This window comes from Streptomyces sp. NPDC046712 (assembly GCF_040645695.1).
GTDB lineage: Bacteria > Actinomycetota > Actinomycetes > Streptomycetales > Streptomycetaceae > Streptomyces.
Genome location: NZ_JBEYYW010000002.1, coordinates 393,443 through 416,390, shown reverse-complemented (window position 1 = coordinate 416,390; position 22,948 = coordinate 393,443). Strand labels below are relative to the sequence as shown.

The 22,948-nt window shown below is 72.7% G+C and carries 23 protein-coding genes; 12 read left to right on the top strand and 11 right to left on the bottom strand.

Features of this window, described 5'->3' with window-relative positions:
* Positions 1 to 4: 4 nt before the first annotated feature.
* Positions 5 to 3,604: a BTAD domain-containing putative transcriptional regulator gene (locus tag ABZ939_RS04205; RefSeq protein WP_361848984.1), complete on the bottom strand. Its 3,600-nt coding sequence runs from the start codon at positions 3,602 to 3,604 to the stop codon at positions 5 to 7.
* Positions 3,605 to 3,703: 99 nt separating this feature from the next.
* On the opposite strand from ABZ939_RS04205, the gene ABZ939_RS04200 reads away from it, so the two are divergent.
* Positions 3,704 to 4,498, top strand: a complete 795-nt coding sequence (locus ABZ939_RS04200) for a site-2 protease family protein (protein ID WP_361848981.1) — start codon at positions 3,704 to 3,706, stop codon at positions 4,496 to 4,498.
* 10 nt (positions 4,499 to 4,508) lie between these two features.
* Here the strand turns inward: ABZ939_RS04200 and ABZ939_RS04195 are convergent, their stop codons facing one another.
* Both ABZ939_RS04195 and npdG read right to left on the bottom strand, forming a co-directional pair.
* On the bottom strand, positions 4,509 to 4,739 hold the full coding sequence (locus tag ABZ939_RS04195; RefSeq protein WP_361848978.1) for a hypothetical protein: 231 nt from the start codon (positions 4,737 to 4,739) through the stop codon (positions 4,509 to 4,511).
* A gap of 24 nt (positions 4,740 to 4,763) precedes the next feature.
* On the bottom strand, positions 4,764 to 5,462 hold the full coding sequence (gene npdG / locus ABZ939_RS04190; protein WP_361848975.1) for an NADPH-dependent F420 reductase: 699 nt from the start codon (positions 5,460 to 5,462) through the stop codon (positions 4,764 to 4,766).
* Between the two features lie 103 nt (positions 5,463 to 5,565).
* Here npdG and ABZ939_RS04185 point away from each other — a divergent pair, with 103 nt between their 5' ends.
* Together ABZ939_RS04185 and ABZ939_RS04180 are read left to right on the top strand one after the other, a co-directional pair.
* On the top strand, positions 5,566 to 6,168 hold the full coding sequence (locus ABZ939_RS04185; RefSeq protein ID WP_361848972.1) for a hypothetical protein: 603 nt from the start codon (positions 5,566 to 5,568) through the stop codon (positions 6,166 to 6,168).
* Positions 6,169 to 6,387: 219 nt separating this feature from the next.
* On the top strand, positions 6,388 to 7,725 hold the full coding sequence (locus ABZ939_RS04180) for an MFS transporter (protein ID WP_361848969.1): 1,338 nt from the start codon (positions 6,388 to 6,390) through the stop codon (positions 7,723 to 7,725).
* 67 nt (positions 7,726 to 7,792) lie between these two features.
* Here ABZ939_RS04180 and ABZ939_RS04175 read toward each other — a convergent pair whose 3' ends face one another.
* The gene (locus ABZ939_RS04175; protein WP_361848966.1) at positions 7,793 to 8,272 is read right to left on the bottom strand and encodes a copper-binding protein; all 480 of its coding nucleotides are present in this window, start codon (positions 8,270 to 8,272) and stop codon (positions 7,793 to 7,795) included.
* A 193-nt stretch (positions 8,273 to 8,465) separates the two neighbouring features.
* On the opposite strand from ABZ939_RS04175, the gene ABZ939_RS04170 reads away from it, so the two are divergent.
* On the top strand, positions 8,466 to 9,047 hold the full coding sequence (locus ABZ939_RS04170) for a sigma-70 family RNA polymerase sigma factor (RefSeq protein WP_361848963.1): 582 nt from the start codon (positions 8,466 to 8,468) through the stop codon (positions 9,045 to 9,047).
* Positions 9,044 to 9,736 carry a hypothetical protein gene (locus ABZ939_RS04165; protein WP_361848960.1) on the top strand — a complete coding sequence of 231 codons (693 nt, stop codon included), beginning with the start codon at positions 9,044 to 9,046 and terminating at the stop codon, positions 9,734 to 9,736. Before ABZ939_RS04170 ends, ABZ939_RS04165 begins: the two co-directional genes overlap by 4 nt.
* A gap of 33 nt (positions 9,737 to 9,769) precedes the next feature.
* On the opposite strand, the gene ABZ939_RS04160 is transcribed toward ABZ939_RS04165, so the two are convergent.
* Complete coding sequence (locus ABZ939_RS04160; protein ID WP_361848957.1) at positions 9,770 to 10,000, bottom strand: hypothetical protein; 231 nt, start codon at positions 9,998 to 10,000, stop codon at positions 9,770 to 9,772.
* Positions 10,001 to 10,058: 58 nt separating this feature from the next.
* Here ABZ939_RS04160 and map point away from each other — a divergent pair, with 58 nt between their 5' ends.
* Positions 10,059 to 10,916 (top strand): type I methionyl aminopeptidase, encoded by an 858-nt coding sequence (map, locus tag ABZ939_RS04155; protein ID WP_361848954.1) that lies wholly within the window; start codon positions 10,059 to 10,061, stop codon positions 10,914 to 10,916.
* A gap of 114 nt (positions 10,917 to 11,030) precedes the next feature.
* Positions 11,031 to 11,681: a biliverdin-producing heme oxygenase gene (locus tag ABZ939_RS04150; RefSeq protein WP_361848951.1), complete on the top strand. Its 651-nt coding sequence runs from the start codon at positions 11,031 to 11,033 to the stop codon at positions 11,679 to 11,681.
* A gap of 29 nt (positions 11,682 to 11,710) precedes the next feature.
* On the opposite strand, the gene ABZ939_RS04145 is transcribed toward ABZ939_RS04150, so the two are convergent.
* Both ABZ939_RS04145 and ABZ939_RS04140 read right to left on the bottom strand, forming a co-directional pair.
* Entirely contained in the window at positions 11,711 to 12,397 is a 687-nt protein-coding gene (locus ABZ939_RS04145; protein WP_361848948.1) for a PhzF family phenazine biosynthesis protein, read from the bottom strand.
* Positions 12,375 to 13,247 (bottom strand): hypothetical protein, encoded by an 873-nt coding sequence (locus tag ABZ939_RS04140; protein WP_361848945.1) that lies wholly within the window; start codon positions 13,245 to 13,247, stop codon positions 12,375 to 12,377. The genes ABZ939_RS04145 and ABZ939_RS04140 overlap by 23 nt, the downstream gene beginning before the upstream one ends.
* Before the next feature lie 254 nt (positions 13,248 to 13,501).
* Here ABZ939_RS04140 and efeO point away from each other — a divergent pair, with 254 nt between their 5' ends.
* From efeO to ABZ939_RS04120, 4 genes are read left to right on the top strand one after another with little or no spacing between them, the layout of a single operon-like run.
* Positions 13,502 to 14,659, top strand: coding sequence for an iron uptake system protein EfeO (gene efeO, locus ABZ939_RS04135; protein WP_361848942.1), 1,158 nt, complete (start codon positions 13,502 to 13,504; stop codon positions 14,657 to 14,659).
* 20 nt (positions 14,660 to 14,679) lie between these two features.
* Positions 14,680 to 15,948, top strand: a complete 1,269-nt coding sequence (gene efeB, locus ABZ939_RS04130; protein WP_361848939.1) for an iron uptake transporter deferrochelatase/peroxidase subunit — start codon at positions 14,680 to 14,682, stop codon at positions 15,946 to 15,948.
* Positions 15,949 to 15,964: 16 nt separating this feature from the next.
* On the top strand, positions 15,965 to 16,933 hold the full coding sequence (efeU, locus tag ABZ939_RS04125; RefSeq protein ID WP_361848936.1) for an iron uptake transporter permease EfeU: 969 nt from the start codon (positions 15,965 to 15,967) through the stop codon (positions 16,931 to 16,933).
* Positions 16,857 to 17,801: a hypothetical protein gene (locus ABZ939_RS04120; RefSeq protein ID WP_361848933.1), complete on the top strand. Its 945-nt coding sequence runs from the start codon at positions 16,857 to 16,859 to the stop codon at positions 17,799 to 17,801. Before efeU ends, ABZ939_RS04120 begins: the two co-directional genes overlap by 77 nt.
* A 147-nt stretch (positions 17,802 to 17,948) precedes the next feature.
* Here ABZ939_RS04120 and ABZ939_RS04115 read toward each other — a convergent pair whose 3' ends face one another.
* Together ABZ939_RS04115 and ABZ939_RS04110 are read right to left on the bottom strand one after the other, a co-directional pair.
* The gene (locus ABZ939_RS04115) at positions 17,949 to 18,719 is read right to left on the bottom strand and encodes a bifunctional DNA primase/polymerase (protein WP_361848930.1); all 771 of its coding nucleotides are present in this window, start codon (positions 18,717 to 18,719) and stop codon (positions 17,949 to 17,951) included.
* A 122-nt stretch (positions 18,720 to 18,841) separates the two neighbouring features.
* Positions 18,842 to 19,462: a TetR/AcrR family transcriptional regulator gene (locus tag ABZ939_RS04110; RefSeq protein WP_361848927.1), complete on the bottom strand. Its 621-nt coding sequence runs from the start codon at positions 19,460 to 19,462 to the stop codon at positions 18,842 to 18,844.
* A gap of 146 nt (positions 19,463 to 19,608) precedes the next feature.
* Between ABZ939_RS04110 and ddaH the strand changes: the two genes are divergently transcribed.
* Positions 19,609 to 20,433, top strand: coding sequence for a dimethylargininase (gene ddaH / locus ABZ939_RS04105; RefSeq protein WP_361848924.1), 825 nt, complete (start codon positions 19,609 to 19,611; stop codon positions 20,431 to 20,433).
* A gap of 25 nt (positions 20,434 to 20,458) precedes the next feature.
* Here ddaH and ABZ939_RS04100 read toward each other — a convergent pair whose 3' ends face one another.
* Positions 20,459 to 21,442, bottom strand: a complete 984-nt coding sequence (locus ABZ939_RS04100; protein WP_361848921.1) for a small ribosomal subunit Rsm22 family protein — start codon at positions 21,440 to 21,442, stop codon at positions 20,459 to 20,461.
* 169 nt (positions 21,443 to 21,611) lie between these two features.
* Entirely contained in the window at positions 21,612 to 22,892 is a 1,281-nt protein-coding gene (locus tag ABZ939_RS04095; protein WP_361848918.1) for a Bcr/CflA family multidrug efflux MFS transporter, read from the bottom strand.
* Between the last annotated feature and the right edge of the window lie 56 nt (positions 22,893 to 22,948).

Genomic DNA, 22,948 nt, shown 5'->3' with positions numbered 1-22,948 from the left:
GGGTTCAGGACTCGGACACCCCCGAGCCGCGCCCGTTGATCGCGTCGGCGCTGTCGAGCAGGGCGACGGCCTCTTCCAGGGAGAGGCCGTCGCCCTCGGCGTACGCGGCCTCGAACGCCTCGTCACCGAGTACCGACCGGGACAGCCGGGTGGCCTCCTCCAGGCTCTCCCGCTCGAGCGGGGAGAGAGGATGGCCCGCCGGGAGCAGCCCCCGCCGGGCGCCGAGGAGCCGGGCCCCGAGCACCGCGTCGGCGCCGCCGAGACCGCTCAAGGCCCAGCCGGCGGTGACCAGATGGACGGCGGGCATCTGCGGGGCGACCGCCATCGACAGGGCGCCACGCGAACGCTCCAGGGCCTCCCGCACGTGCGGGAGCCCGGCGGCGTACCGCCCGTCCAGGTTGTCCAGCCAGGCCAGGCTGCCGAGGGTGAATCCCTCGAAGATGGAGAGGGTGACGGAGTCGAACTCCCTTAGCAGTGCGTGCAGATGCTCGCGCGCCTCGACGGTACGACCGGTGCGGCCGAGGAGGATCGCGAGGAAGATCCGGGCGGCGAGCATCGGTTCATGCCCGGGGTGACCGGTCTCCAGGACCTCCCGCAGGATCGCCTCGCCCTCCTCGGGCCGTCCGGTCATCGTGAGCATGTCGGCGTAGCGGGCGCGCAGCAGGGTCTTCTGGGACTGGGCGCCGATCCGCTCGGCGTACTCGATGGCGGCGGCGAAGTCCTGGGCCGCGCCCTCGAAGTCGCAGCGCTTCTCGCGGGCCTCGCCGCGCGAGGAGAGAGCCTCGGCGGCGCCCCAGTCGTCCTCGAGACGGACGAAGATCTTCAAGCTCTCGTCGGCGTCCGCGCTCGCCGCGCCCGCCGAGTCGGCCCGGTTGGCGAGCATGTTGGCGCGCAGCTGGAGGGCGTTGGCGAGCTCCCAGTCGTAGCCGTGGGCGCGGCACGCCTCGACGGTGGCGTCGAGGCGCTCGCGCATCCGGCCGACCTCGCCGGTGAGCAGCACGGCGAAGACGGCGAAGAAGCCGGGGAGCCGGCAGGTCTGCGGCAGCCCCGGGCGGTACATGTCGGTGATCCGGCGCAGCCGCGCGCCGCCCTCGGGGGTGGTCCACCGGCCGGTCTGGTAGTCCATGTTGAGCAGCTCGACCAGCCGCACCCCGCGACGGGCCTCCCACAGCTGCTCGTCTCCGAACGGCGGCGGAGCGGCGGTGCAGGGCTCGGAGAGCGGGACGACGGGCGGCGCGTCCGGCCCGAAGGGGTCGGGCCCGAGGGCGGCGACGGCTTCGGCCCAGTGCAGGGCGTCGGAGCGCAGATCGCGCATCTGCCAGTACCAGAGCAGGCAGTGGACGAGCGCGAGCGCCTCGTGCTCGTCGCGTGCGGCGACGGCGCGGCGCAGGGCGGTGCGCAGGTTCTCGTACTCGGTCCGGAACCAGGTCATGGCGCGGAGCTGGCCGCCGCCGCGGAGCCGGGGGTCGGTGACGCGGGCGAGCTCGCGGTAGTGGACGAGGTGCCGCCGCTCGACCGCCGCCCGCTCCCCCGCCTCGTCGAGCCGCTCGCCGGCGTACTCGGCGACGGTCTCCAGGAGGCGGTAGCGCATCGTCCCGTCGTCGGCGGGCGTGGCGACGACGAGGGACTTGTCGACGAGCGACCCGAGGAGGTCGAGGACGTCGGCCGGGGCGCTGCCGCACACCGACTGCGCCGCGTCCAGGTCGCAGCCGCCGGTGAAGACGGACAGGCGGCGCAGGGCGGCCCGTTCGGGTGCGTCGAGCAGGTCCCAGGACCAGTCGACGACCGCGCGGAGGGTCTGCTGGCGAGGCAGGACGGTACGGGCTCCCGAGGTGAGGAGCTGGAAACGGTCGTCGAGGCGGCCCGCGATCTGGCGTGGTGTCAGCAGCCGTAGCCTGGCCGCCGCCAGCTCGATCGCGAGCGGGAGACCGTCGAGGCGCCGGCAGATCTCGGCGCATGCCTCGGGGTCGTCGGCGGGGTCGAAGCCGGGCCGGGCCGCGGCCCCGCGCTCCCCGAGCAGGCGCAGCGCGCTCTCCGGCGGCAGCGGCTCCACCGGTCGCAGGAACTCCCCGGGGACGCCGAGGGGTTCGCGGCTCGTGGCGAGGACCGTCACGCCCGGGCACCGGGCGAGCAGCGACTCCGCGAGGCCCGCCGCCGCGTCCACCACGTGTTCGCAGTTGTCGAGGATGAGCAGCAGCCGGCGCGAGGCGCAGTGTTCGACGAGGCGTCCGAGCGGGGTGTCGGTGCCGCGCAGCTCCTCCGCGCCCGCGCCGCGCAGTACGGTCTCGCGCGCCCCGACGGCCCCGAGCACGGCCTCGGTGACGGCCTCGGGGTCGGTCACGGGCGCGAGCTCGGCGAGCCAGACGCCGTCCGGCCACGCCCCGGCGTCGGCGGCGCGCTCGGCCCCCTCCTGCGAGAGCCGGGTCTTCCCGGCGCCCCCGGGTCCGAGGAGGGTGACGAGCCGGCTGCGGTGCAGGTCGTCCCGGAGCTGGGCGATGTCCTGGTCCCGCCCGACGAAACTGGTGAGCCGCGCACGGAGATTGCCGGGGCGGGGCGAGGGCGCGGGCCGGGCCGCCTCCGTGCCCCGGTCCAGCCCGGCAGCCGCCGAGCCGACTGCCCCGATGCCTGACTGTCTCCGCTCCTGGTACGCCTCACCCTCGCCCTGCGCACGTGACCGGCCGGGCGCATGTGCCCCGCCGGGAGCAAGCCCGTCGCCGGGCCACGCGGGCCCCCGGTCCGCCCCGCCGATTCCCGGCGAACCGTGCTCCGCCGGGGCGGAGCCGCCCTGACCCCGGCCTGCCCCGCCGAGGGGCTCGGCCTCGTCCCGTCCGGAGGCACCGGCGTCCGCCCCGGGAAGGTCCGGTCGGGCACCGGGCGCGTCCAGGGTGGGGGACAGCAGGTCCGCGTGGAGCGCGCGCAGTGCCGGGGAGGGGTCCGTGCCGAGGCGGGCCGACAGGTCGCGGCGGACGGACTCGTAAGCGGCAAGGGCCTCCGCCGCGCGGCCCGTGTCACGCAGGGCCCGGATGCGCAGGGCCTGGAGGGGTTCGTCGAGCGGGTGCGCCTCGCAGAGGGCGACCAGTTCGGGGAGGACCGACGCGCCCTCCCCCAGCGCGAGGGCGGCGGTGAAGCGGGCCCGGCGGGCGTCCATCCGACGGGCCTCCCAGCGGGCGGCCTCCGCCGTGCGGTCCGGCAGATCGGCGAGCGCGGGCCCCCGCCACAGGCCGAGCGCCTCGTCGAGCAGCTCCGCCGCCCTGGCCGATTCGCCCGCGCCGAGCGCCCGTACGCCCTCGCCCACCAGCCGCTCGAAGCGGTGCGCGTCCACGTCCTCGGGGCCGGCCGCCAGCCGGTAGCCGCCCTCGTCCGACACCACGGCGTCCCGGCCGAGCGCCCGCCGCAACCGCCCCACCAGGGCCTGGAGCGCGGCGATCTCGTCCGCCGGAGGGGCGCCGTCCCAGACCTCGGCAACCATGACCCCCACCGGCACGGTGCGGCCCGCCCGCAAGGCCAGGACGGTCAGCAGCGCCCGCAGCCGGGCCCCGCCGAGGGCGACGGGAGCCCCGTGGGCGGTGTGGACCTGGGTGGGGCCGAGGACGGAGTAGTACACAGGCTCTATTCTCCGTGAGCCGGGGATCACCGCAGGAACTCACCCCCGCCCCGGCACGTTTCCCGCACACACCCCGCCGCGTCCCAGGGAGTCCCACCGATGACCACGGCCACCACCCGTAGCCACGAGCGCAGGATCAGCCCGGTCTTCCTGGCGATCCTCGCCGTCATGGCGGTCACCGGCTGGGCCGTGTGGACCGGCTTCGCGGCCTCCCCCGGCCTGGCGATCTTCCTCTTCGTGACCTCGGCGTGGGTGGTCTCGCTCTGTCTCCACGAGTACGCGCACGCCCGCACCGCCCTGCACGGCGGGGACATCACGGTCGGGGCGAAGGGGTACCTCACGCTCAATCCGCTCGCCTATACCCATGCCGTGCTGAGCGTCATCCTGCCGGTGCTCTTCGTGATCATGGGCGGTATCGGTCTGCCGGGCGGCGCGGTCTTCATCGAGCAGGGCCGGGTTCGGGGCCGCTGGAAGCACAGCCTGATCTCGGCGGCGGGGCCGCTGGCGAACGTCCTGTTCGCGGTCGTGTGCACGGCGCCGTTCTGGCTGGACGCGCTGGACGGCGTCCCGCTCTCCTTCCAGTTCGCGCTGGCCTTCCTGGCGTTCCTCCAGGTGACGGCCGCGCTCCTGAACTTCCTGCCGGTGCCGGGCCTCGACGGCTACGGGGTGATCGAGCCCTGGCTGTCGTACAAGGTGAAGCGGCAGATCGAACCGTACGCGCCGTACGGCTTCTTCATCGTGATCGCGCTGCTCTTCGTCCCGGCGATCAACGGCGCGTTCTTCGACACGATCGACGCGCTGATGCGGGCGCTCGGCGTGCCGGAGATCTCCCGCTACTGCGGCTCGAACCTCTACCGGTTCTGGCAGGAGACGCCGGAGCTCTGCCAGGTCTAGGACCTGTCCCCTAGGCGTTCGCCGATTCGGCCTTCGCCCGGCGGACGTAGTACCAGGCCATGTTGGAGGAGAGGCCGGCCAGCAGCACCCAGACGACGCCGAGCCAGCTGCCCGCGGCGAAGGAGACGACGGCCGCGACGACGGAGAGGGCGCAGACGGCGAGGGCGTAGAGAGCGAGGCGGGGCATGGGGGGCGGCTCCTGTCCGGGTACGGCTGATGGTGCCCGTCCAGTGTCCCCCATGCCCCCGACCGCTCGGGCGCCGGTTCAGACGTCGGTGACGCGCAGGCCCGCGTGGGCCTTGTAGCGGCGGTTGACCGAGATCAGGTTGGCGACCAGCGACTCGACCTGGTGGGCGTTGCGCAGCCGGCCGGCGAAGACGCCGCGCATGCCGGGGATGCGGCCGGCGAGCGCCTGGACGATCTCGACGTCGGCGCGCTCCTCACCGAGGACCATCACGTCGGTGTCGATCTCGTCGATCGCGGCGTCCTGGAGCAGGACGGCGGAGAGGTGGTGGAAGGCGGCGGCGACCCGGGACTCGGGCAGCAGGGCCGCGGCCTGTTCGGCGGCGGAGCCCTCCTCGGGCTTGAGGGCGTAGGCGCCCTTCTTGTCGAAGCCGAGCGGGTTGACGCAGTCGACGACGAGCTTGCCGGCGAGTTCGGCGCGCAGCGACTCCAGGGTCTTGGCGTGCCCGTCCCACGGGACGGCGACGATCACGATGTCGCTGCGGCGGGCGCATTCGGCGTTGTCGGCGCCCTCGACGCCGAGGCCCAGCTCGTCGGCGGCGGTCTGCGCGCGCTCGGCGGCGCGGGAGCCGATGATCACCTTCTGGCCGGCCTTCGCGAGGCGGTACGCGAGACCGCGGCCCTGGTCGCCGGTGCCGCCGAGGACGCCGACGACGAGACCGGACACGTCGGGAAGGTCCCAGGGGTCCTTGGGAGCGGGCTTGCTGTCAGTCGTAGTCATGGCCTCGACATTACTGGCCGGTCGCGGCTGTGCGACTCCCGTACGGGTGGATCCTCGGCAACCGGCCACGCGCGGGGCATCGGCTGCGGCAGGATGCGGCCCCATGGATGCCGTACGCGTCGCGCTGCTGCGGGAAGTTCTGGCCGGGACCGAGTGGCCGGCGGCGGCCCGCGGGTTCGCGGGCTCGCTCCGGTCCTCCGTCGTCCCGCACGGGGGCGGGCTGCTCCTGGTGGGGACGGCGGGGTACGAGCCCTGGCATCTGGCGGCGCATCTGGTGGACGAGGCGACCTGGTCGGGGCAGCCGGAGCTGGCGCCCACGCTGGTGCGCCACCAGGTGCGGCCGGGCGATCCGGCGCATCTGGCGGTGGGGCTCGGGCGCCTGGAGTCGGCGGGGCGCGGGGCGACGCTGCTGATGGTGGCGCCGGAGCGGCCCGACGCGGGGCTTCTGGAACGGGTCCACGACGCCCGCAGGGCGGGGGCGACGGTGATGTCGCTGGACGACGGCGACCCGGAGGTCCACGGCCTGGCCCACGAGACGCTGACGGTGGCCACGGACGCGGAGGTCGACCTGGACACGGTGCAGCATCTGGTGAGCGCGGCGGCCGGCGAGAACAGCCTTCCCTCGCCGCGCGGTCGGCGCCGCCTGCGGGACCGCCTGTCCCGCCTCGCCGACCACCTCACGGCCCCGCCACCGACCCGCTGGTAGCGGGCGGCACCCTTCAAGGCCCGGCCAGGCCGCCCGGCCGGACGTCTCGCCACGGCACGCGACGGGCCGCGGCGGCTTACGACGGCCGCGACCGCTCGCGGCACCCCTTCCCAGCGCCGCGCCCGCCGAGCCGCGCCCGCCGCCCAGCCGGGCCTTTGCGGGCCGTCGCGGCCCAAATTCGGTTGCCGCTCGCGGCGGGCCGACGGAGCATGGCCCCTCGTGACCTCGCCCTCGCCCCCCGCCGGGAAGCTCCGCTCCGCGCTCGCCTCCGTGCTGCCCGATCCGGCGCCCTGGCGTTCTTCCGCCGACTTCCGGCTGCTGTGGATCCAGGGGCTCGTCACGTACTTCGCGAGCTTCATGGCGCTGATCGCGCTCCCCCTGCAGATCAAGGACCTGACCGGTTCGCCATTGGCCGTGGGCGCGATGGGGGCCGTCGAGCTGGTCCCGCTGGTCGTGTTCGGGCTCTACGGCGGCGCGCTCGCCGACGCCGTCGACCGCCGCAAGGTCATCGTCGCCACCGAGGCGGGGCTCGGGCTGCTCGCCCTGATCCTGCTCCTCAACTCGCTCCTGACCGAGCCGATGCTCTGGCCGCTGTACGTCGTCGCGGCCGGTGTCTCCGCGCTCGCCGGGCTCCAGCGACCCGCGCTCGACTCCCTCATGGCCCGGATCGTGCCGCACGACCAGCAGACGGCCGCGGCGGCGCTCAACTCGCTGCGCTGGCAGATGGGCGCGATCGCGGGTCCGGCACTCGCGGGCCTCGTGGTGGCGTACGCGGGTCACGCGACGGCGTACGGCGTGACGATCGCCGGCTTCGCCGTCTCCGTACTGCTGTGCCGTCGGCTGTCCCCGGCCCCGCCCGCGCACGACGCGGAGAAGCCCTCGCTGCGCGGGATCGCGGAGGGGGCGCGGTACGCGTGGTCGCGCCCGGTGCTGCTCGGCACGTACGTGATCGATCTCGCCGCCATGTTGTTCGCCTTCCCGAACACGATCTTCCCGTTCCTGGCGGACGAGTTGGACGCGGACTGGTCGCTCGGCCTGATGTACGCGGCGGGTTCGGTCGGCTCGCTCGTGCTCGGTCTGACCAGCGGCTGGACCTCGAAGGTCCGCAGACACGGGCTGCTCGTGGTGTTCGGCGCGGCGGGCTGGGGTCTGGCGATCGCGGCCGCGGGCTGGTTCTCGAACATCTGGCTGGTACTGCTCTGCCTGGGCTTCGCGGGCGCGGGCGACATGCTCAGCGGCCTGGGCCGCTCGACGATCTGGAACCAGACGATCCCGGAGGAGCTGCGGGGCCGGCTGGCCGGCATCGAGGTCCTCTCCTACAGCGTGGGGCCGCAGCTCGGCCAGGTCCGCGCGGGCGCGATGGCCGGCTGGACGGGGACGCGGGCGGCGATCTGGACGGGCGGTGTGGCCTGCGTGGCCTCGGTGGGCCTGCTCTGCCTGGCCCTTCCGAAGCTCCTCACCTACGACTCCGGCACGGACCAGGACGCCCTGCGCCGCAAGGCGCAGCAGGAGGCGGAGGGCGCGCAGGAGCCCGGGGCGGTGCAGCCGTCGGCATGACGCGCCGCGGCTCCGCCGGTCGGGCGCGGGGCGATCGTGGCGGCCGCGCGGTCAGTGGCCACTGCCGTCAGTAGCCATTGCCCGGGGACGGTGTCTCGTTCACGGGCGCTTCCGCGTCACCGACGGTGATCTCCGTCTTCATCCCCTGGTCCTTGTGCCCGCCGACGGGGCAGTAGACCTCGTACGTGCCGGACTGCAGGGTCACCTCGAGCGTGGCGGAGGCGCCGGGTGCGAGCGTCTCGGTGCGGTTCTCGCCACCGGGGCCTTCGATCTCCAGGGCGTGGTCGTGGTGGCCGTTGTTCTTGGCGACGAAGGTGTAGACGCCCGGCTCGAACGTCTGCTGCGACAGCGTGACGCGGAAGTCGGTCAGATCCGCGTCGACCCGCGTCAGTCCAGGCTCGGCGGTCCGGTCCGGGGGCGTGGTCGTCGTCGAGCCGTCACCGTCTCCCCCGCCGCAGGCCGCGAGCACGGCGGTCAGGCCACCGGCCGCGACCCCGAGCACGATGCGGTTCCGGGTGCGGACACGTGTCCCTGTCGTGGCTGTCATGGCTCGGCCCTCCGCGGAAGTTCCGTACGGCAGGGGATACGGATGGGGCCCGCCGATGGATTGCCCAGCGGCGCCGAGGGGTGGTCCGGGGGATCGAACGACGGACCGACCGGAAGGGGCGGAGGAGAATGAAGACGTGACTTCCCGTCGGTCCGGGGCAATCCCTCCGGGGAGCCGGACCGTATCCACTGGTATGCAGCGCATGGGCCTTCCCCTCGGACGCGCACCGGACGAGGCACTGCTCTCCGGCCTGACGACGGGTGACCCGGAGATCGCCGTGGCGTTCGTGCGCCGCTTCCAGCGCACCGTGTTCGGCGTCGCCATCGCCGTCGTCGGCGATCCCCAGCTCGCCGAGGACATCGCGCAGCAGACCTTCGAGCGGGCGTGGCGGCATGCCCAGGTCTACGACTCCCGCCGCGGATCCGTGAAGACCTGGCTGACGACCATCGCGCACAACCTCGCGATCGACGCGGTACGGGCGCGGCGGGCCAGTCCGGTGGCGCCCGAGGACCTGGACGCTCTGCTCGACATCGTGACCGAGACCCCCGAGCAGCGGGCGCTCGCCGACGAGACCGCGGAGCGGATACGGACCGCGGTGGCGGCGCTGCCACGGGAACAGGCCCGCGCGCTGGTGATGGCGGGGATCTACGGGATGACCGCCCAGCAGATCGCCGAGTTCGAGCGCATTCCGCTGGGCACGGCGAAGACGAGGATCAGGGCCGCGATGGGCAAGCTGCGGACGATCCTGGGCGCCGAGGGGGTGGCCCGGCCATGAGCGACATGACCTGCGATCGGCTGCGGGAGCTCGGCGCCGAGCTGGCCCTGGGGATCCTCCCCGCCCAGGAGCGGGCTCAGGCGGTCGCCCACCTGGACCGCTGCCCGGGCTGCCGGGAGGACATCGAGCAGCTCACGCTCGTCGGTGACGGTCTGCTCGGTCTGCTGCCGGGTACGGAGCCGCCGGTCGGCTTCGAGACCCGCGTCACGAACCGGCTGACCCCGTCGGGTCCGGAGCCGCGCCCTCGACCGTCGCGGCGTCGGCGGCTCCGGCTCGCCGCCGCCGCGGCCGCCGCGGCCCTGGCGTGCGGCTTCGGCGGCTGGGCGGTCGGCACGGCGGTCGACGCGGGACCCGCCCCCACGTCACAGGTCCAGGAGCAGGGGGCTCTGCTGGAGGCGGCCCTCGTCCAGGGCGACCACGCGGTGGGCCGGATCTTCGCCCACCCCGGTTCGCCGGGCTGGGTCTACATGGCCGTCGACCTCGAACAGGGCGGCGACGCCACGGTCCGCTGCCGCCTGGAACGCGCAGACGGCACCACGGTCGGCGTGGGCTCGTTCGCGCTCAAGGACGGTTACGGCTACTGGGGCGCGCCGGCGGACGTGGACCCCGCGACGGTGACCGGCGCCCAGCTGCTGGCCGCGGACGGCTCCGTCCTCGCCACCGCGCAATTCCCACCCCCGAAGGGCTAGATGCCGTCCAGCGGTTGCGGCCGGACAGGCCCTCTAGTCCGGCGGCTCCTCCAGCTTCGGAGTGTCGTGCCACTTCGGGTCGGTGTCCCACTCCAGGTTGCGATCCTGCGCGCTCTGCATCGCGTGGGACGCCTCCTCGCGGGTGGAGTACGGGCCGAAGCGGTCCTTGGCCGGGCACTCCGGGCCCTCTTCGACCTTGCCGTGCTGCAGGCAGTAGTACCACTCGCCCGGTTTGCCCACCGTGCGCTTCTTGAACAGGGCCATCGTCGGCTCCTTCCTCTGAGGCCATGCTGCCCCAGACGCGGTCGTTAGACTCGCTGACATGTCTGGCCAGTCGCTGCTCGTACCGGGGGAGATCTCCCCCCACCGCTCCGTTCCGGGAGCCATCCGCCGTCCCGAGTACGTCGGGAAGCCCGCCCCCACCCCGTACACCGGGCCCGAGGTGCAGGACTCCGACACCATCGAGCGGATGCGGATCGCCGGCCGCATCGCCGCGCAGGCGATGGAGGAGGCCGCCAAGCACATCGCGCCGGGTGTCACCACGGACGAGCTGGACCGGGTCGCGCACGAGTTCATGTGCGACCACGGGGCGTACCCCTCCACCCTCGGCTACCGCGGCTTCCCGAAGTCGCTCTGCTCCTCGGTCAACGAGGTCATCTGCCACGGCATCCCGGACTCCACCGTCCTCAAGGACGGCGACATCGTGAACCTGGACGTCACGGCGTACATCAACGGGGTGCACGGCGACAACAACGCCACCTACCTCTGCGGCGACGTGGACGAGGAGTCCCGTCTCCTCGTCGAGCGCACCCGCGAGTCCCTGAACCGGGCCATCAAGGCGGTCAAGCCGGGCCGCCAGATCAACATCATCGGCCGGGTCATCGAGTCGTACGCCAAGCGCTTCGGCTACGGCGTCGTGCGCGACTTCACCGGGCACGGCATCAACTCGTCCTTCCACTCCGGGTTGATCATCCCGCACTACGACTCCCCGCACGCCACCACCGTCATCCAGCCCGGCATGACCTTCACGATCGAGCCGATGCTGACGCTGGGCACCCACGAGTACGACATGTGGGAGGACGGCTGGACGGTCGTGACCAAGGACCGCAGGCGGACGGCGCAGTTCGAGCACACGCTCGTCGTCACGGACAGCGGGGCCGAAATCCTTACGTTGCCCTGAGCCCGTCCCGGGGTAGCGTTTTACCGACAGGTCGTCGGGAACCAGTTGACTTAGGTAAACCTAAGTAGCAGTATCTCAGCAGGTTCCCGTCCCCATCGGTCCCGGAGGCACGCCTTGGACACGCCCTTCTCGACGCTCATCCGCACTGCCTCGCACGAACAGCACACCGAGGCCGAGACGTCGACCTTCATGAGCGACCTCCTCGGCGGGCGCCTCGCCGTCGACGCCTATACGCGGTACACGGAGCAGCTCTGGTTCGTGTACCGCGCGCTGGAGGACGGGGCCGAGGCCCTGAAGGGCGACCCGGTCGCCGGGCCCTTCATACAGCGGGAGCTGTTCCGCACCGCCGCCCTGGAGCAGGACCTCGCCCACCTCCGGGGCCCGGACTGGCGCGCCGGGCTCTCCCCGCTGCCCGCCACCGCCGCCTATGCCGCACGCGTGACGGAGTGCGCGCGCGACTGGCCCGCCGGCTACGTGGCGCATCACTACACCCGCTACCTCGGGGACCTCTCCGGCGGCCAGATCATCCGCGACAAGGCCGAGCGCACCTGGGGCTTCGCGCGCAAGGGCGACGGCGTCCGGTTCTACGTCTTCGACGAGATCGCGAACCCCGCCGCCTTCAAGCGCGGATACCGCGAGCTGCTCGACGGTGTGAACGCCGACGACCTGGAGAAGCAGCGGATCATCGACGAGTGCAAGCGCGCCTTCGACTTCAACGGCGCGGTGTTCCGGGAGCTGGGAAGCGAGTTCCCGCTCAGCGCGTGAGCGGGAACGTCGTCGCGGGAGGGTGAGTTTCAGCGCGCGAGGGTGAGGGTCCGCTCCAGGCGGACCCGTCCGCCCAGCTCGATCAGGCCGTCGGGGCCGGGGGCCGTCAGGATCTGCGACCCACGGCCCTGTGTGATGTTCAGGGCCCGGCCCAGCTCGGCGGTGAGCAGCAGGGCAGCGGCGCCCGTCGCCTCGTCCTCGTCGATGCCGTCCCCGCGCCCCGGGAACGCCCGCGCCCGGATCCGGCCGGCCGCCTCGTCCTCCCACGCCCAGGCGTAGATCCACTCCCCCGGCTCGGGCACGTCCAGCGCGTCGACCTCGGCGGCCGATCCGTACCGCCGCAGGGTGCGCGGCGGCGCCCACTCCGCGCGGGCCTCGATCCAGGTGAACTCCCCGTCCCCACGCACCCAGACCTCGCCGGCCGGCGGCTGGACGACCTCCAGGTCGAGCAGCCAGGCCGCGCCGACGAGCGGATGACCGGCGAAGGGCAGCCGCACACCGGGCGTGTAGATGTCGACGTCCCCGCGCTCCGGGTCGTCGACGAACACGGTCTCGCTGAAGCCGAGTTCCTTGGCGAGCGACTGCCGCGACGCCTCGTCCGGATGCGTGCGCCCGTCGCGGACGACACCCAGGGTGTTGCCGTACCGGCCGTCGCCCGCGCAGAAGACGCGCAGGACGTCGATGTCGGTGGCGCTACTCGTCACGGTCGTGTTCATGGCGGAATTCAAGCATCCAGGCGTCCCACTCGGCGGCACCACCCGGAATCGGCCAGGCGCGGGTACGTGCCTCGTCGTACGGGACGTGCGCGGCGAACGAGGAAAGGCCGTGCGCGAACGCCGCGCGTTGCCGCTCCGGGTCGGGGCCACGGAAGCGGCGCGCCGACAGGCGCTCGCATTCCCCAGGGACCGGCCCGAGGAGCTCGGCGATCCGGTCCTCGTCCTCTCCACGGGCCAGCACGATCGTGCGCGGGTCCCGCCCCTCGGCGAGCGCGGCCACCGCGCGGTCGTGGCCGTCCAGCAGCAGCCAGCCGTCGAACGCCGTCACCCACCACAGCAGGACCGGGGCGAGGCTGCCGTCCCTGGCCTGCTTGCGGTACGCCTTGACGCGCGGTGCGTCCGGAGCCGACGGCGGCCTCAGCGGGATGACGCCGTTCCAGCCGTCGTTCCAGTCCAGATGGCCGTCCGGCCACGCCGTCAGGAGGTCGCCGCGCCAGACGTACGGTGGGAACACCTCCCGGGCCGTCAGCACCCAACGCCCCTCGTGCAGCGGGCTCTCCTCCGCCGCCTCCAGCCAACCCGCGTACCGGTGCGCCCAGTCGGGCCCTCGCCGGGCCTCGTCCGCGCGGATCGGCGGCAGCGGCGAACGGTAGCCCTCGCGGCGGTGGACGCGCACCCCGCCCCGGTCCTCGTCCACCCGCGCGAGCAGAACCGGGCGGTCGTCCTGGCGCAGCAGCATCCGACGGCCGTCCGTCATCTCCATGCGCAGGGGCGGCGGTTCGAGCGGGCCACCCTCGACGTGCAGGACGAGGGCCCCGGGAAGGTTCTCTCGGCGCAGGCGCATGGACATGTCCCGCACGCTAGCGGGGCAGGCGGCGTCGATGGCGGTGCCCGGCTGATGGAACATTCGACGCCGAAACCGACAAAACCGGCGCCTTGACCGGCACTTGACCTGGCCATGGGGCACCGATGAGAGCGCCGTGACCTAGCCGTGCCCGGACGGCGAACGTGAGAGCCGTATCACTGGACGCCCCTGTTTGCCTGAGGTAAGCCTCGGTTAAGTTAGGGCCGCCTCACCTTGTCCCCGCCCTTCCTGGAGCCCCTATGCGACCCGTCCGTCTGTCCGTCGTCACCGCCGCCGCCACCGCGGCAGCTCTGGCCGCCGTCACGGGCTGCGCCGAGAAGAGCGGTTCCTCCGACTCGTCCGACGGCACGATCCAGGTCGTCGCGAAGGACGACTCCTGCGAGGTGTCCGACAAGGAGTTCCCCGCCGGTCACGTGAAGCTCGCCGTCGAGAACAAGGGCACGAAGGTCACCGAGGTCTACATCCTGTACCCGGACGACCGGATCGTGACCGAGCGCGAGAACATCGGCCCCGGCACCAAGGCCACCATCACCGCCGAGGTCAAGGCCGGTGACTACGAGATCGCCTGCAAGCCCGGCATGAAGGGCGACGGCATCCGCCAGAAGGTCACCGTCACCGGAGGCGCCGCGGCCGCCAAGCGCTCCCCCGAGATGGACGCCGCCGTCGCCGCCTACCGCCAGTACGTGCAGGCGCAGGCCGACGAGACCCTGCCGAAGGTGAAGGTCTTCACCGACGCCGTCCGTGCCGGCGACATCGAGGCCGCGAAGAAGGCGTACGCCGATTCCCGTATCGGCTGGGAGCGCACCGAGCCGGTCGCCGAGTCCTTCGGCGACATCGACCCGAAGGTCGACGTCCGCGAGGACGGCCTGGAGGAGGGTCAGGACCCGGCGAAGGACTGGACCGGCTGGCACCGCCTCGAGAAGGCGCTCTGGCAGGACAAGAAGATCGGCGACGCGGAGAAGAAGCTCGCCGACACCCTCGACAAGGACCTCGCGGACTGGGTGAAGCGGGTCGGCAAGGCCGACATCACCCCGACCTCGATGGCGAACGGCGCCAAGGAGCTCCTGGACGAGGTCGCCACCGGCAAGGTCACCGGCGAGGAGGAGCGTTACTCCCACACCGACCTGGTCGACTTCAAGGCCAACGTCGAGGGCGCGCAGAAGTCCTTCGAGCTGCTCAAGCCGGTCGCCTCGAAGAACGACCCGAAGCTCGTCGCCGAGCTCGACAAGCAGTTCGCGGCCCTGAACACGCTCCTCGACAAGTACCGCACGGACAAGAGCGGCTACGTCTTCACCTCGTACGACAAGGTCGGCAAGGCCGAGCGCAAGGAGCTGTCGGACGGCGTCAACGCGCTGGCCGAGCCGCTCTCCAAGCTCGCCGCCGCGGTTGTGAAGTAGGGGAACGAGGAGAGACAGACATGTCCGACGCGAACGAGAGCACGCCTCCGGAGAGCACCTCGACCTCGCGGCGCACGCTCCTCGGCTGGGGAGGCGCCGGGCTCGCGCTCGGCGCCGCCGCAGCCGGCGGGGCCGTCGCCCTGACCCGTACCGGGGACAGCACCGCGCCCGTCGCCGACAGCGGCTCGGCCGTTCCCTTCCACGGCGCCCACCAGGCCGGCATCGCCACCGCCGTCCAGGACCGGCTGCACTTCGCCGCCTTCGACGTGAAGACGGCGGACCGGGCCGAACTCGTCCAGCTCCTCAAGGACTGGACGCGGGCCGCGGAGCGCATGACGGCCGGTCACGAGGTCGGCGAGGGAGCCTACGGCGGTCTGCCGGAGGCCCCGCCGGACGACACGGGCGAGGCCCTCGGCCTCAAGCCCTCCCGGCTCACCCTCACCATCGGCTTCGGGCCCTCCCTCTTCGACGGCCGCTTCGGGCTGAAGGACCGGCGGCCCGGCGCGCTGGTCGACCTGCCCAAGTTCCCCGGCGACAACCTGGACCCGGCCCGCAGCGGCGGCGACCTGTGCGTCCAGGCGTGCGCGGACGACCCGCAGGTCGCGGTGCACGCGATCCGCAACCTCGCCAGAATCGGCTTCGGCAAGGTCGCGGTGCGCTGGTCGCAGCTGGGCTTCGGCAAGACGTCCTCGACGACGCCGGAGGCCCAGACCCCGCGCAACATGATGGGCTTCAAGGACGGCACGCGGAACATCGCGGGCACCGACACCGCCGCGCTCGACAAGCACGTGTGGGTCGCGGCCAAGGACGCCCCGGGCGCGGCCGCCTGGATGACCGGCGGTTCGTACCTCGTCGCCCGCCGGATCCGGATGAACATCGAGACCTGGGACCGCACCTCGCTCCAGGAGCAGGAGGACATCTTCGGCCGCGACAAGAAGGAAGGCGCGCCCGTCGGCAAGGCCAAGGAGCACGACGAGCCCTTCCTGAAGGCGATGAAGCCGGAGGCGCACGTCCGGCTCGCGCACCCGGACTCCAACAACGGGGCGACGATCCTGCGCCGTGGCTACTCCTTCACGGACGGCACGGACGGTCTCGGCCGCCTCGACGCGGGCCTGTTCTTCCTCGCGTACCAGCGGGACGTCCGTACCGGCTTCATCCCGGTGCAGACCTCGCTGGCCCGCGCGGACGTCCTCAACGAGTACATCCAGCACGTGGGTTCGGCCCTGTTCGCCGTCCCGCCGGGCGTCCGCGACAAGGACGACTGGTGGGGCCGGGCACTGTTCGCATAACCAGGGAGGGACCGGCATGTTCGGCAACTATCTGATCGGCCTGCGCGAGGGCCTGGAGGCCGGCCTGGTCGTCTGCATCCTCATCGCGTACCTGGTGAAGACGGACCGCCGTGACGCCCTGAAGCCGATCTGGATCGGCATCGGGGTCGCGGTCGGCATCGCGCTGGCCTTCGGCGCCGGCCTCGAGTTCGGTTCGCAGGAGCTGACCTTCGAGGCGCAGGAGCTGCTCGGCGGCACGCTCTCCATCCTCGCCGTCGTCCTGGTGACGTGGATGGTCTTCTGGATGCGGCGCACCGCCCGGCACCTCAAGGCGGAGCTGCACGGCAGGCTGGACGCGGCGCTGCGGATGGGCACGGGCGCGCTGGTCGCCACCGCCTTCCTGGCGGTCGGCCGCGAGGGTCTGGAGACCGCCCTGTTCGTGTGGGCGTCGGTGCGGGCCTCGTCCGACGGCACGTCCGCGCCGCTGATCGGGGTGCTGCTCGGCATCGCGACGGCCGTGCTGCTGGCCTGGCTGTTCTACCGCGGCGCGCTGCGGATCAACCTGGCGAGGTTCTTCACCTGGACGGGCGGCATGCTGGTCGTGGTGGCGGCCGGTGTCCTCGCGTACGGCGTGCACGACCTGCAGGAGGCGCGCTTCCTGGACGGGCTCGCGAACAAGGCCTTCGACGTCTCGGCCACGATCCCGCCGGACAGCTGGTACGGAACGCTCCTGAAGGGCGTCTTCAACTTCCAGCCCGACCCGACGGTCCTTCAGGTCACGGTGTGGGCGCTCTATCTGATCCCGACGCTCGCACTGTTCCTGGCCCCGGTAGGGTCGGGTCCGTCCGTGCCGGTGGAGGAGCAGAAGGCGATCGATGACAAGGCTGAGGCGACCGTCGAGGGGACTCGTCGCGACGACGGCGGCGACGGTGCTCGCACTGACGGCGAGCGGCTGCGTGACGGTGCACGGCGAGCGGGAGCTCCTGCCGGCGGCGACGAAGGCTGAGGCCGAGCAGGCCCTCAAGGACTTCACCGACGCCTACAACAAGGCCGACAAGGCGTACGACCCGGCCCTCGACGCGGGCCGGGTCACCGGCCCGCTCGGGGCGATCAACCAGGCCGGTCTGACGTCCCGTTCGATCACCACTCCCGGCGGCAACCCCAACCACCAGCCGCTGGAGCTGACGGACGCGAAGTTCGTGCTGCCCAGGAAGGCGGGCTGGCCGCGCTGGTTCGTCGCGGACACCGACTCCAACCGGGACACCGACCAGGGCAGCGGCGACAACCGCTGGCTGCTGGTCTTCGTGCGCAACGGCTCCGAGCAACTGTGGGAGGTCGCCTATCTGGCGATCCTGACCCCGGACGAGATCCCGGCGTTCAAGAAGGACGCCGCGGGGTACGCGGTGCCGGTCGCAGCGGACTCCGCCGAGCTCGCGGTCGCCCCCAAGGACCTGGGCCGGAGTTATGTCTCGTTCCTCGGCGGCGGGGAGCAGGGCCAGTTCGCGGCCGGGCCGCACACCACGGAGTGGCGGGAGCAGCGGCAGAAGGGCGCGAAGCGGGCGGGTCTGGCGACGCAGTACATCGACCAGGTCACGGACGCCGGGGACTTCGCGCCGCTGGGCCTCACGACCGAGGACGGCGGAGCGCTGGTCTTCTTCGCGACGCGCTACTTCGAGCGGCAGACCGCGGCGCAGGGCTACCGCCCGAAGGTCACTCCCGATGTGAAGGCCCTGATGACCGGCGAGGTGAAGAACACGGTCACCAAGGAGTGGGTGTCGAGCCAGATCGTTCTCGTGAGGCCGGCGGGCACGCAGGAGGACGGGGTCACGGTCGCGGGCCGGATCCAGGGCGTGACGGGGGCGAAGGGCTCGTAGTCCGGTAGCCCCTCCGCACGCGCTCGCAGCGGTCGTGGCCTCCGCCGGGTCACCGCGGTCGGCGCCTCCGCACTCGCCCGCCGCGGTCGTCGCCTTCGCCGGGGTCGCAGCTTTCGCCGGGGTCGCAGCTTTCGCAGCGGTCCTCGCTCAGCGGCGGCCGAGCGGCCAGGCGACCCCGTGACCGGTGTGCTGCTCCCCCCGCTCGGCGGCGTGCCGCGCGCAGGCGTCGGTGAGGGTCTCCAGGAGGTTCAGCGGGTCGGGCAGGGCGTGCTCGGGGCCGCGCACCCAGGCGAGGGTCGGCTGCTCCTCCTCGTCACCGATGAGCCGGGCCGGCGGTACGAGGACGTAGCTGCCGCGGCAGTGCCAGCGCAGCCCCGGGTGCTCGTCCATGGTCTCGGGGTGGCAGTCCAGCTCGCAGGGCCACCACTCGTCCTCGTCCTCGGGGGTGCCGCGGGTGGCGGTGAAGAAGAGCATCCGGCCGCCGTCGCCCGCGCTCTCGGCGGACTCGGCGACGGGCCCGACGTCGACGCCCTGGGCGAGGAGTCGCTCCAGGGCGGCGCGGCCGGCCTCCAGGGGGACGTCGAGGACGTCGTGGACCATGCCGGTGGCGGTGATGAAGTTCGCCTCGGGCTGTCCCAGTGCCCAGCGCTCGATCTGGGCGCGGTCGGTGGTCGACTGGGTCTGCCAGGCGAAGGAGACGGGGTGCCGGGCGGGGGTCGGACAGCCGATGCGCTCGCACGAACAGCGGTAGCCGACGGGGTACGCGGCGGGGGCGAGGGGCAGTCCGGCGGCGGCGGTGGCCAGGAGCAGCTTCAGGCGGTGGCTCTCGTCGTCCGCCGCGGTGCGCTTGGGACGCCTGCGCAGCCACTGCGCGAGTTTGCTCTCCGTGCCGCGGTAGCGGCCGATACCGTCGCCCATCTATCCCCTCACACCTGTGCTCGCCCGTTCGGCTCTGCCCATCGTCCCACCATCCTGCGCCTTGGGTGACCGGAGTACGGAACCGGGGTACATATCGGGGTTGCGCCCGGGTGGTGCGGGGGTTACGCGCGGGGTGCGAGTCCGCGCAGCGCGTAGTCGACGAGGGTGTCGGCGTAGGCGTGGGTGAGCGGCAGCGTGCGGTGCAGCCAGCGGTGGTTCAGCGGGCCGACGAGCAGTTCGAGGGCGATGCGGGGATCGACGGCGGGGTCGATGTCCCCGGCCTCCTGAGCGGCCTCGATGCGGCGTACGTAGTACTGGAGCTGGGGTTCGAGGAGCTGCTCGACGAACCGGGCGCCGAGCTCGGCGTTGACGATTCCCTCGGCGGCCAGGGCGCGGGAGGGGGCGTCGTACGTCGGATTGTTCAGCTCGTCGACGGTGGCGCGCAGCACGTACTTCAGGTCGGCGGCGAGGTCGCCGGTGTCGGGGATCTCACTGTCTGCGTCGCCACCGAGGGCCTCGTTGGCCTGGGCGGCGAGGTCGAGGAAGGCGTCGAGGAGGACGGCGGCCTTGGAGGGCCACCAGCGGTAGATGGTCTGCTTGCCGACGCCGGCGCGGGCGGCGATGCCCTCGATGGTGGTCTTGGTGTAGCCGGCCTCGGAGACGAGGGCGAGGGCCGCGTCGAAGATGGCTCGGCGGGAGCGTTCGCTGCGGCGGGAGGCGTCGGGGGCCTTGGTGTCGGACATGAGCCCAATCTAGCAGGCGACGAGACGCAACGTCTCGCTACATGATGTTCCGTCGAACCACCCGAACGGTTCACTGCGCCGAGCCGGTGGAGGGCGGACCATGGGCTCCGTCCGACCATCTCATTTCCGTCCGTGAGGAGCCCTCATTGCGCCTGACTCCGCGCGAGGCTTCGCCCCGCCGTTATCTGATGTGCCCACCCACGCACTTCGAGGTGACGTACTCCATCAACCCCTGGATGGACCCCACGAAACCGGTCGACCTGCCGCTCGCCCTCGCCCAGTGGGAGGACCTGCAGGCCCGCTACCGTTCGCTCGGCCACACCGTCGAGCTGCTCGACCCGCACCCCGGCCTGCCGGACATGGTCTTCGCCGCCAACGGCGCGACCGTGGTGGACGGCCGGGTGCTGGGGGCGAAGTTCGCCTATCCGGAGCGTACGGACGAGGCGGCGGCGCATCTGGACTGGTTCCGCAGGAACGGTTACCACGAGGTGCGGGTGCCGGAGCACGTGAACGAGGGCGAGGGCGACTTCGCGGTGACCTCGTCGTGGATCCTGGCCGGGCGGGGCTTCCGCTCCAGCCCGCTGGCGCACCACGAGGCGCAGGAGTTCTTCGGGCGCCCGGTCATCGGCCTGGAGCTGGTGGACCCGCGCTACTACCACCTGGACACGGCGCTGTGCGTCCTGGACACGGAGGGCGACGAGATCATGTACTACCCCGACGCCTTCTCCCCCGGCAGCCGGCGTGTCCTCGCCCGCCTCTTCCCCGACGCCCTGCTCGCGACGGAGCGCGACGCGATGGCGCTGGGCCTGAACGCGGTGAGTGACGGCCGCCACGTCCTGCTCCCCCAGGCGGCGGTGGGGCTCTTCGCCCCGCTGCGCGACCGCGGCTTCGAGCCACTGGGCATGGACCTGACGGAGCTCCTCAAGGGCGGCGGCAGCGTGAAGTGCTGTACGCAGGAGCTGCGCTCCTGACATCGCCGCGGGCGGCGCCCGGTCCCTACTCCGGGGGCCAGGCGTCGCCCCACTCCGCGTCCCGCGCCGCCTTGTACAGCGCCCCGTGGCGCTTCGTGACCGTCTCGCGCGTGAGGCCCGTCTCCTCCGCGCCGCAGAGTTCGAGCAGGACCTGGCCCTTGCGGATCTGGGGCTTCCGGGTCACCCGGGACAGCGCCGGCGCCACGGGGAACCTGGTCGCCGCCACGTAGCTGAACTTCTCGTCCTCGTACGGCAGCGAGCCGCCCTTCACCTGCCGGTGCAGCGACGACCGGCTCACCCGCGCCGCGAAGTGGCACCAGTCCGCGCCGGGTTCGATCGGGCACGCCCCGCTGTGCGGGCACGGCGCGGCCACGGTGAGCCCCGCCTCGACGAGCAGCGTGCGGGCGGCGATGATCCGCTCGTAGCCGTCGGGGGTGCCGGGCTCGACGATCACGACGGCCTGCGCCACGCGCGCTGCCTCGGTCACGACCGCCCGGCGGTCGGCCTCGGTCAGCTCCTTCAGGACGTACGAGACGGTGACGAGGTCCGTCGCGTCGAGCTTCAGGGCCCCGCTGATCCGGGCCCGCCGCCACTCCGCCTCGAACACCCCGGTGGCCAGCTCCTTCCCGAGCGCGAGCGCCGGCTCCGCCCAGTCCAGGACCGCTGTGCGCGCCAGGCCGTCCCACGCCTCGGCGACCGCCCAGCTCGCCGCTCCCGTGCCGCCGCCGATGTCGGTGTGCGTGGCCGGCTCCCACGCGGGCGCCGCGTCCCGCAGCGCGTCGAGCGCCGCCCGTACCGCCTCGAAGGTCGCCGGCATCCGGTACGCGGCGTACGCGGCGACGTCGGAGCGGTCGCGCAGCACGGGGGCGTCGGTCGGGGTGGTCCCGCGGTAGTTGGCGATCAGCCGGTCGACGGCCTGGGCCGCCTGGCGCGGCGGCAGCCCGCCGAGGAGCCCGGCGAGGGCGGCGCGCAGCGTGTCACCGGAGGCGAGGGAGGGGGAGGCGTTCACCTCCACATTTTAGGCGGGGCGCGGAGGGGCGGTCGGCCGCCGCCCGACGGGGCCCGGGTGAGCCAGGGGGCGGGCGCATACGCAGGGCGGTCGGCCGCCCCCGACGGGGTCCGGGTGGGCCTCGGAGGAACGGCCGGAGGGCACCAGGGGGGGCGGACGGCGGGGCGTGTCAGGCGCTGCCCTCCGCGGCGGCGGCCCGGGACTGCCACGGGCGGCACATGCCGAGGAAGCAGCCGAGCGAGGCGATCGCGCACGCCAGCTGGACCACCGCCATCGGCACGGCCGTCGCCTCGCCGGCGATCCCGACGAGCGGCGAGGCGACCGCACCGATCAGGAAGGAGGAGGTGCCGAGCAGCGCGGAGGCGGAGCCGGCCGCGTGCGGGGTCCGCATCAGCGCCTGCGCGTTGGTGTTGGGCATCGCGAGACCCATCGCCGCCATCAGCACGAAGAGACCCGCCGCGATCGGGGCCAGGCCCACCTTCCCGAACACGCCGCTCGTCATGAGCACCAGCGCCACCGAGGCGAGCAGGATCACGCTCAGGCCCAACCCCAGCGCCTTGTCCAGGCTGACGCGTCCGACGAGCAGCTTGCCGTTGATCTGACCCACGGCGACAAGGCCGATGGAGTTGAGGCCGAAGAGCAGGCTGAAGGTCTGCGGCGAGGCGCCGTAGATCTCCTGCACGACGAACGGCGAGGCGCTGATGTAGGCGAAGAGCGCGGCGAAGGCGAGCCCGCCGGCCAGCATGTAGCCGGTGAAGACCCGGTCCGCGAGCAGCCCGCGCATGGTGCGCAGCGCCTCTCCCACCCCACCCGCGTGCCGCCGCTCGGGCGGCAGGGTCTCGGCGAGGAACTTCCACACCACCACGGTGAGCAGGACGCCGATGACGGCGAGGACGTGGAAGACGCCCCGCCAGTCGGTGATCCGCAAGATCTCGCCGCCGATGAGCGGCGCGATGATCGGGGCGACGCCGGAGATCAGCATCAGGGTGGAGAAGAACCGCGCCATCTCGACGCCGTCGTACAGGTCACGGACGACGGCCCGCGCGATCACGATGCCGGCCGCGCCCGCCAGGCCCTGGAGCAGCCGGAAGGCGACGAGCAGCTCGACGGTGGGCGCGAAGGCGCAGACCGCGGTGGCGATCACGTACACGATCATGCCGATGAGCAGTGGCCGGCGGCGGCCCCATTTGTCGCTCATGGGGCCGACGACGAGCTGGCCGAGTGCCATGCCGGCGAGGCAAGCGGTGAGGGTCAGCTGGACGGTCGCGGCGGGCGAGCGCAGCGACTCGGTGACCTCCGGCAGGGCCGGCAGGTACATGTCCATGGAGAGCGGTGGCACGGCGGTCAGTCCACCGAGAACCAGGGTGACGAGCAGCCCCGCACGCCGGACGGCGGCGACGGGGGTGGTGGGTATGTGTCCTTGCGTCGTGGTCTGGCCGCTCTCCGGCATCGACTGCTCTCCGTTTCGTTGAAACCTTCCCTATGCTCTCAGCTCGTCCGGAGTGG

Bases quoted from the DNA above. Each gene is read 5' to 3' on its own strand.
- efeB (WP_361848939.1), top strand. From the start codon at position 14,680: ATGTCCGACGCGAACGAGAGCACGCCTCCGGAGAGCACCTCGACCTCG.
- ABZ939_RS04185 (WP_361848972.1), top strand. From the start codon at position 5,566: ATGGATGCCGTACGCGTCGCGCTGCTGCGGGAAGTTCTGGCCGGGACC.
- ABZ939_RS04160 (WP_361848957.1), bottom strand. From the start codon at position 10,000: ATGGCCCTGTTCAAGAAGCGCACGGTGGGCAAACCGGGCGAGTGGTAC.
- efeU (WP_361848936.1), top strand. From the start codon at position 15,965: ATGTTCGGCAACTATCTGATCGGCCTGCGCGAGGGCCTGGAGGCCGGC.
- ABZ939_RS04145 (WP_361848948.1), bottom strand. From the start codon at position 12,397: ATGAACACGACCGTGACGAGTAGCGCCACCGACATCGACGTCCTGCGC.
- ABZ939_RS04110 (WP_361848927.1), bottom strand. From the start codon at position 19,462: ATGTCCGACACCAAGGCCCCCGACGCCTCCCGCCGCAGCGAACGCTCC.
- ABZ939_RS04095 (WP_361848918.1), bottom strand. From the start codon at position 22,892: ATGCCGGAGAGCGGCCAGACCACGACGCAAGGACACATACCCACCACC.
- map (WP_361848954.1), top strand. From the start codon at position 10,059: ATGTCTGGCCAGTCGCTGCTCGTACCGGGGGAGATCTCCCCCCACCGC.
- ABZ939_RS04140 (WP_361848945.1), bottom strand. From the start codon at position 13,247: ATGTCCATGCGCCTGCGCCGAGAGAACCTTCCCGGGGCCCTCGTCCTG.
- ABZ939_RS04175 (WP_361848966.1), bottom strand. From the start codon at position 8,272: ATGACAGCCACGACAGGGACACGTGTCCGCACCCGGAACCGCATCGTG.
- ABZ939_RS04170 (WP_361848963.1), top strand. From the start codon at position 8,466: ATGCAGCGCATGGGCCTTCCCCTCGGACGCGCACCGGACGAGGCACTG.
- ABZ939_RS04195 (WP_361848978.1), bottom strand. From the start codon at position 4,739: ATGGGGGACACTGGACGGGCACCATCAGCCGTACCCGGACAGGAGCCG.
- ABZ939_RS04115 (WP_361848930.1), bottom strand. From the start codon at position 18,719: ATGGGCGACGGTATCGGCCGCTACCGCGGCACGGAGAGCAAACTCGCG.
- ABZ939_RS04200 (WP_361848981.1), top strand. From the start codon at position 3,704: ATGACCACGGCCACCACCCGTAGCCACGAGCGCAGGATCAGCCCGGTC.
- efeO (WP_361848942.1), top strand. From the start codon at position 13,502: ATGCGACCCGTCCGTCTGTCCGTCGTCACCGCCGCCGCCACCGCGGCA.
- ABZ939_RS04165 (WP_361848960.1), top strand. From the start codon at position 9,044: ATGAGCGACATGACCTGCGATCGGCTGCGGGAGCTCGGCGCCGAGCTG.
- npdG (WP_361848975.1), bottom strand. From the start codon at position 5,462: ATGACTACGACTGACAGCAAGCCCGCTCCCAAGGACCCCTGGGACCTT.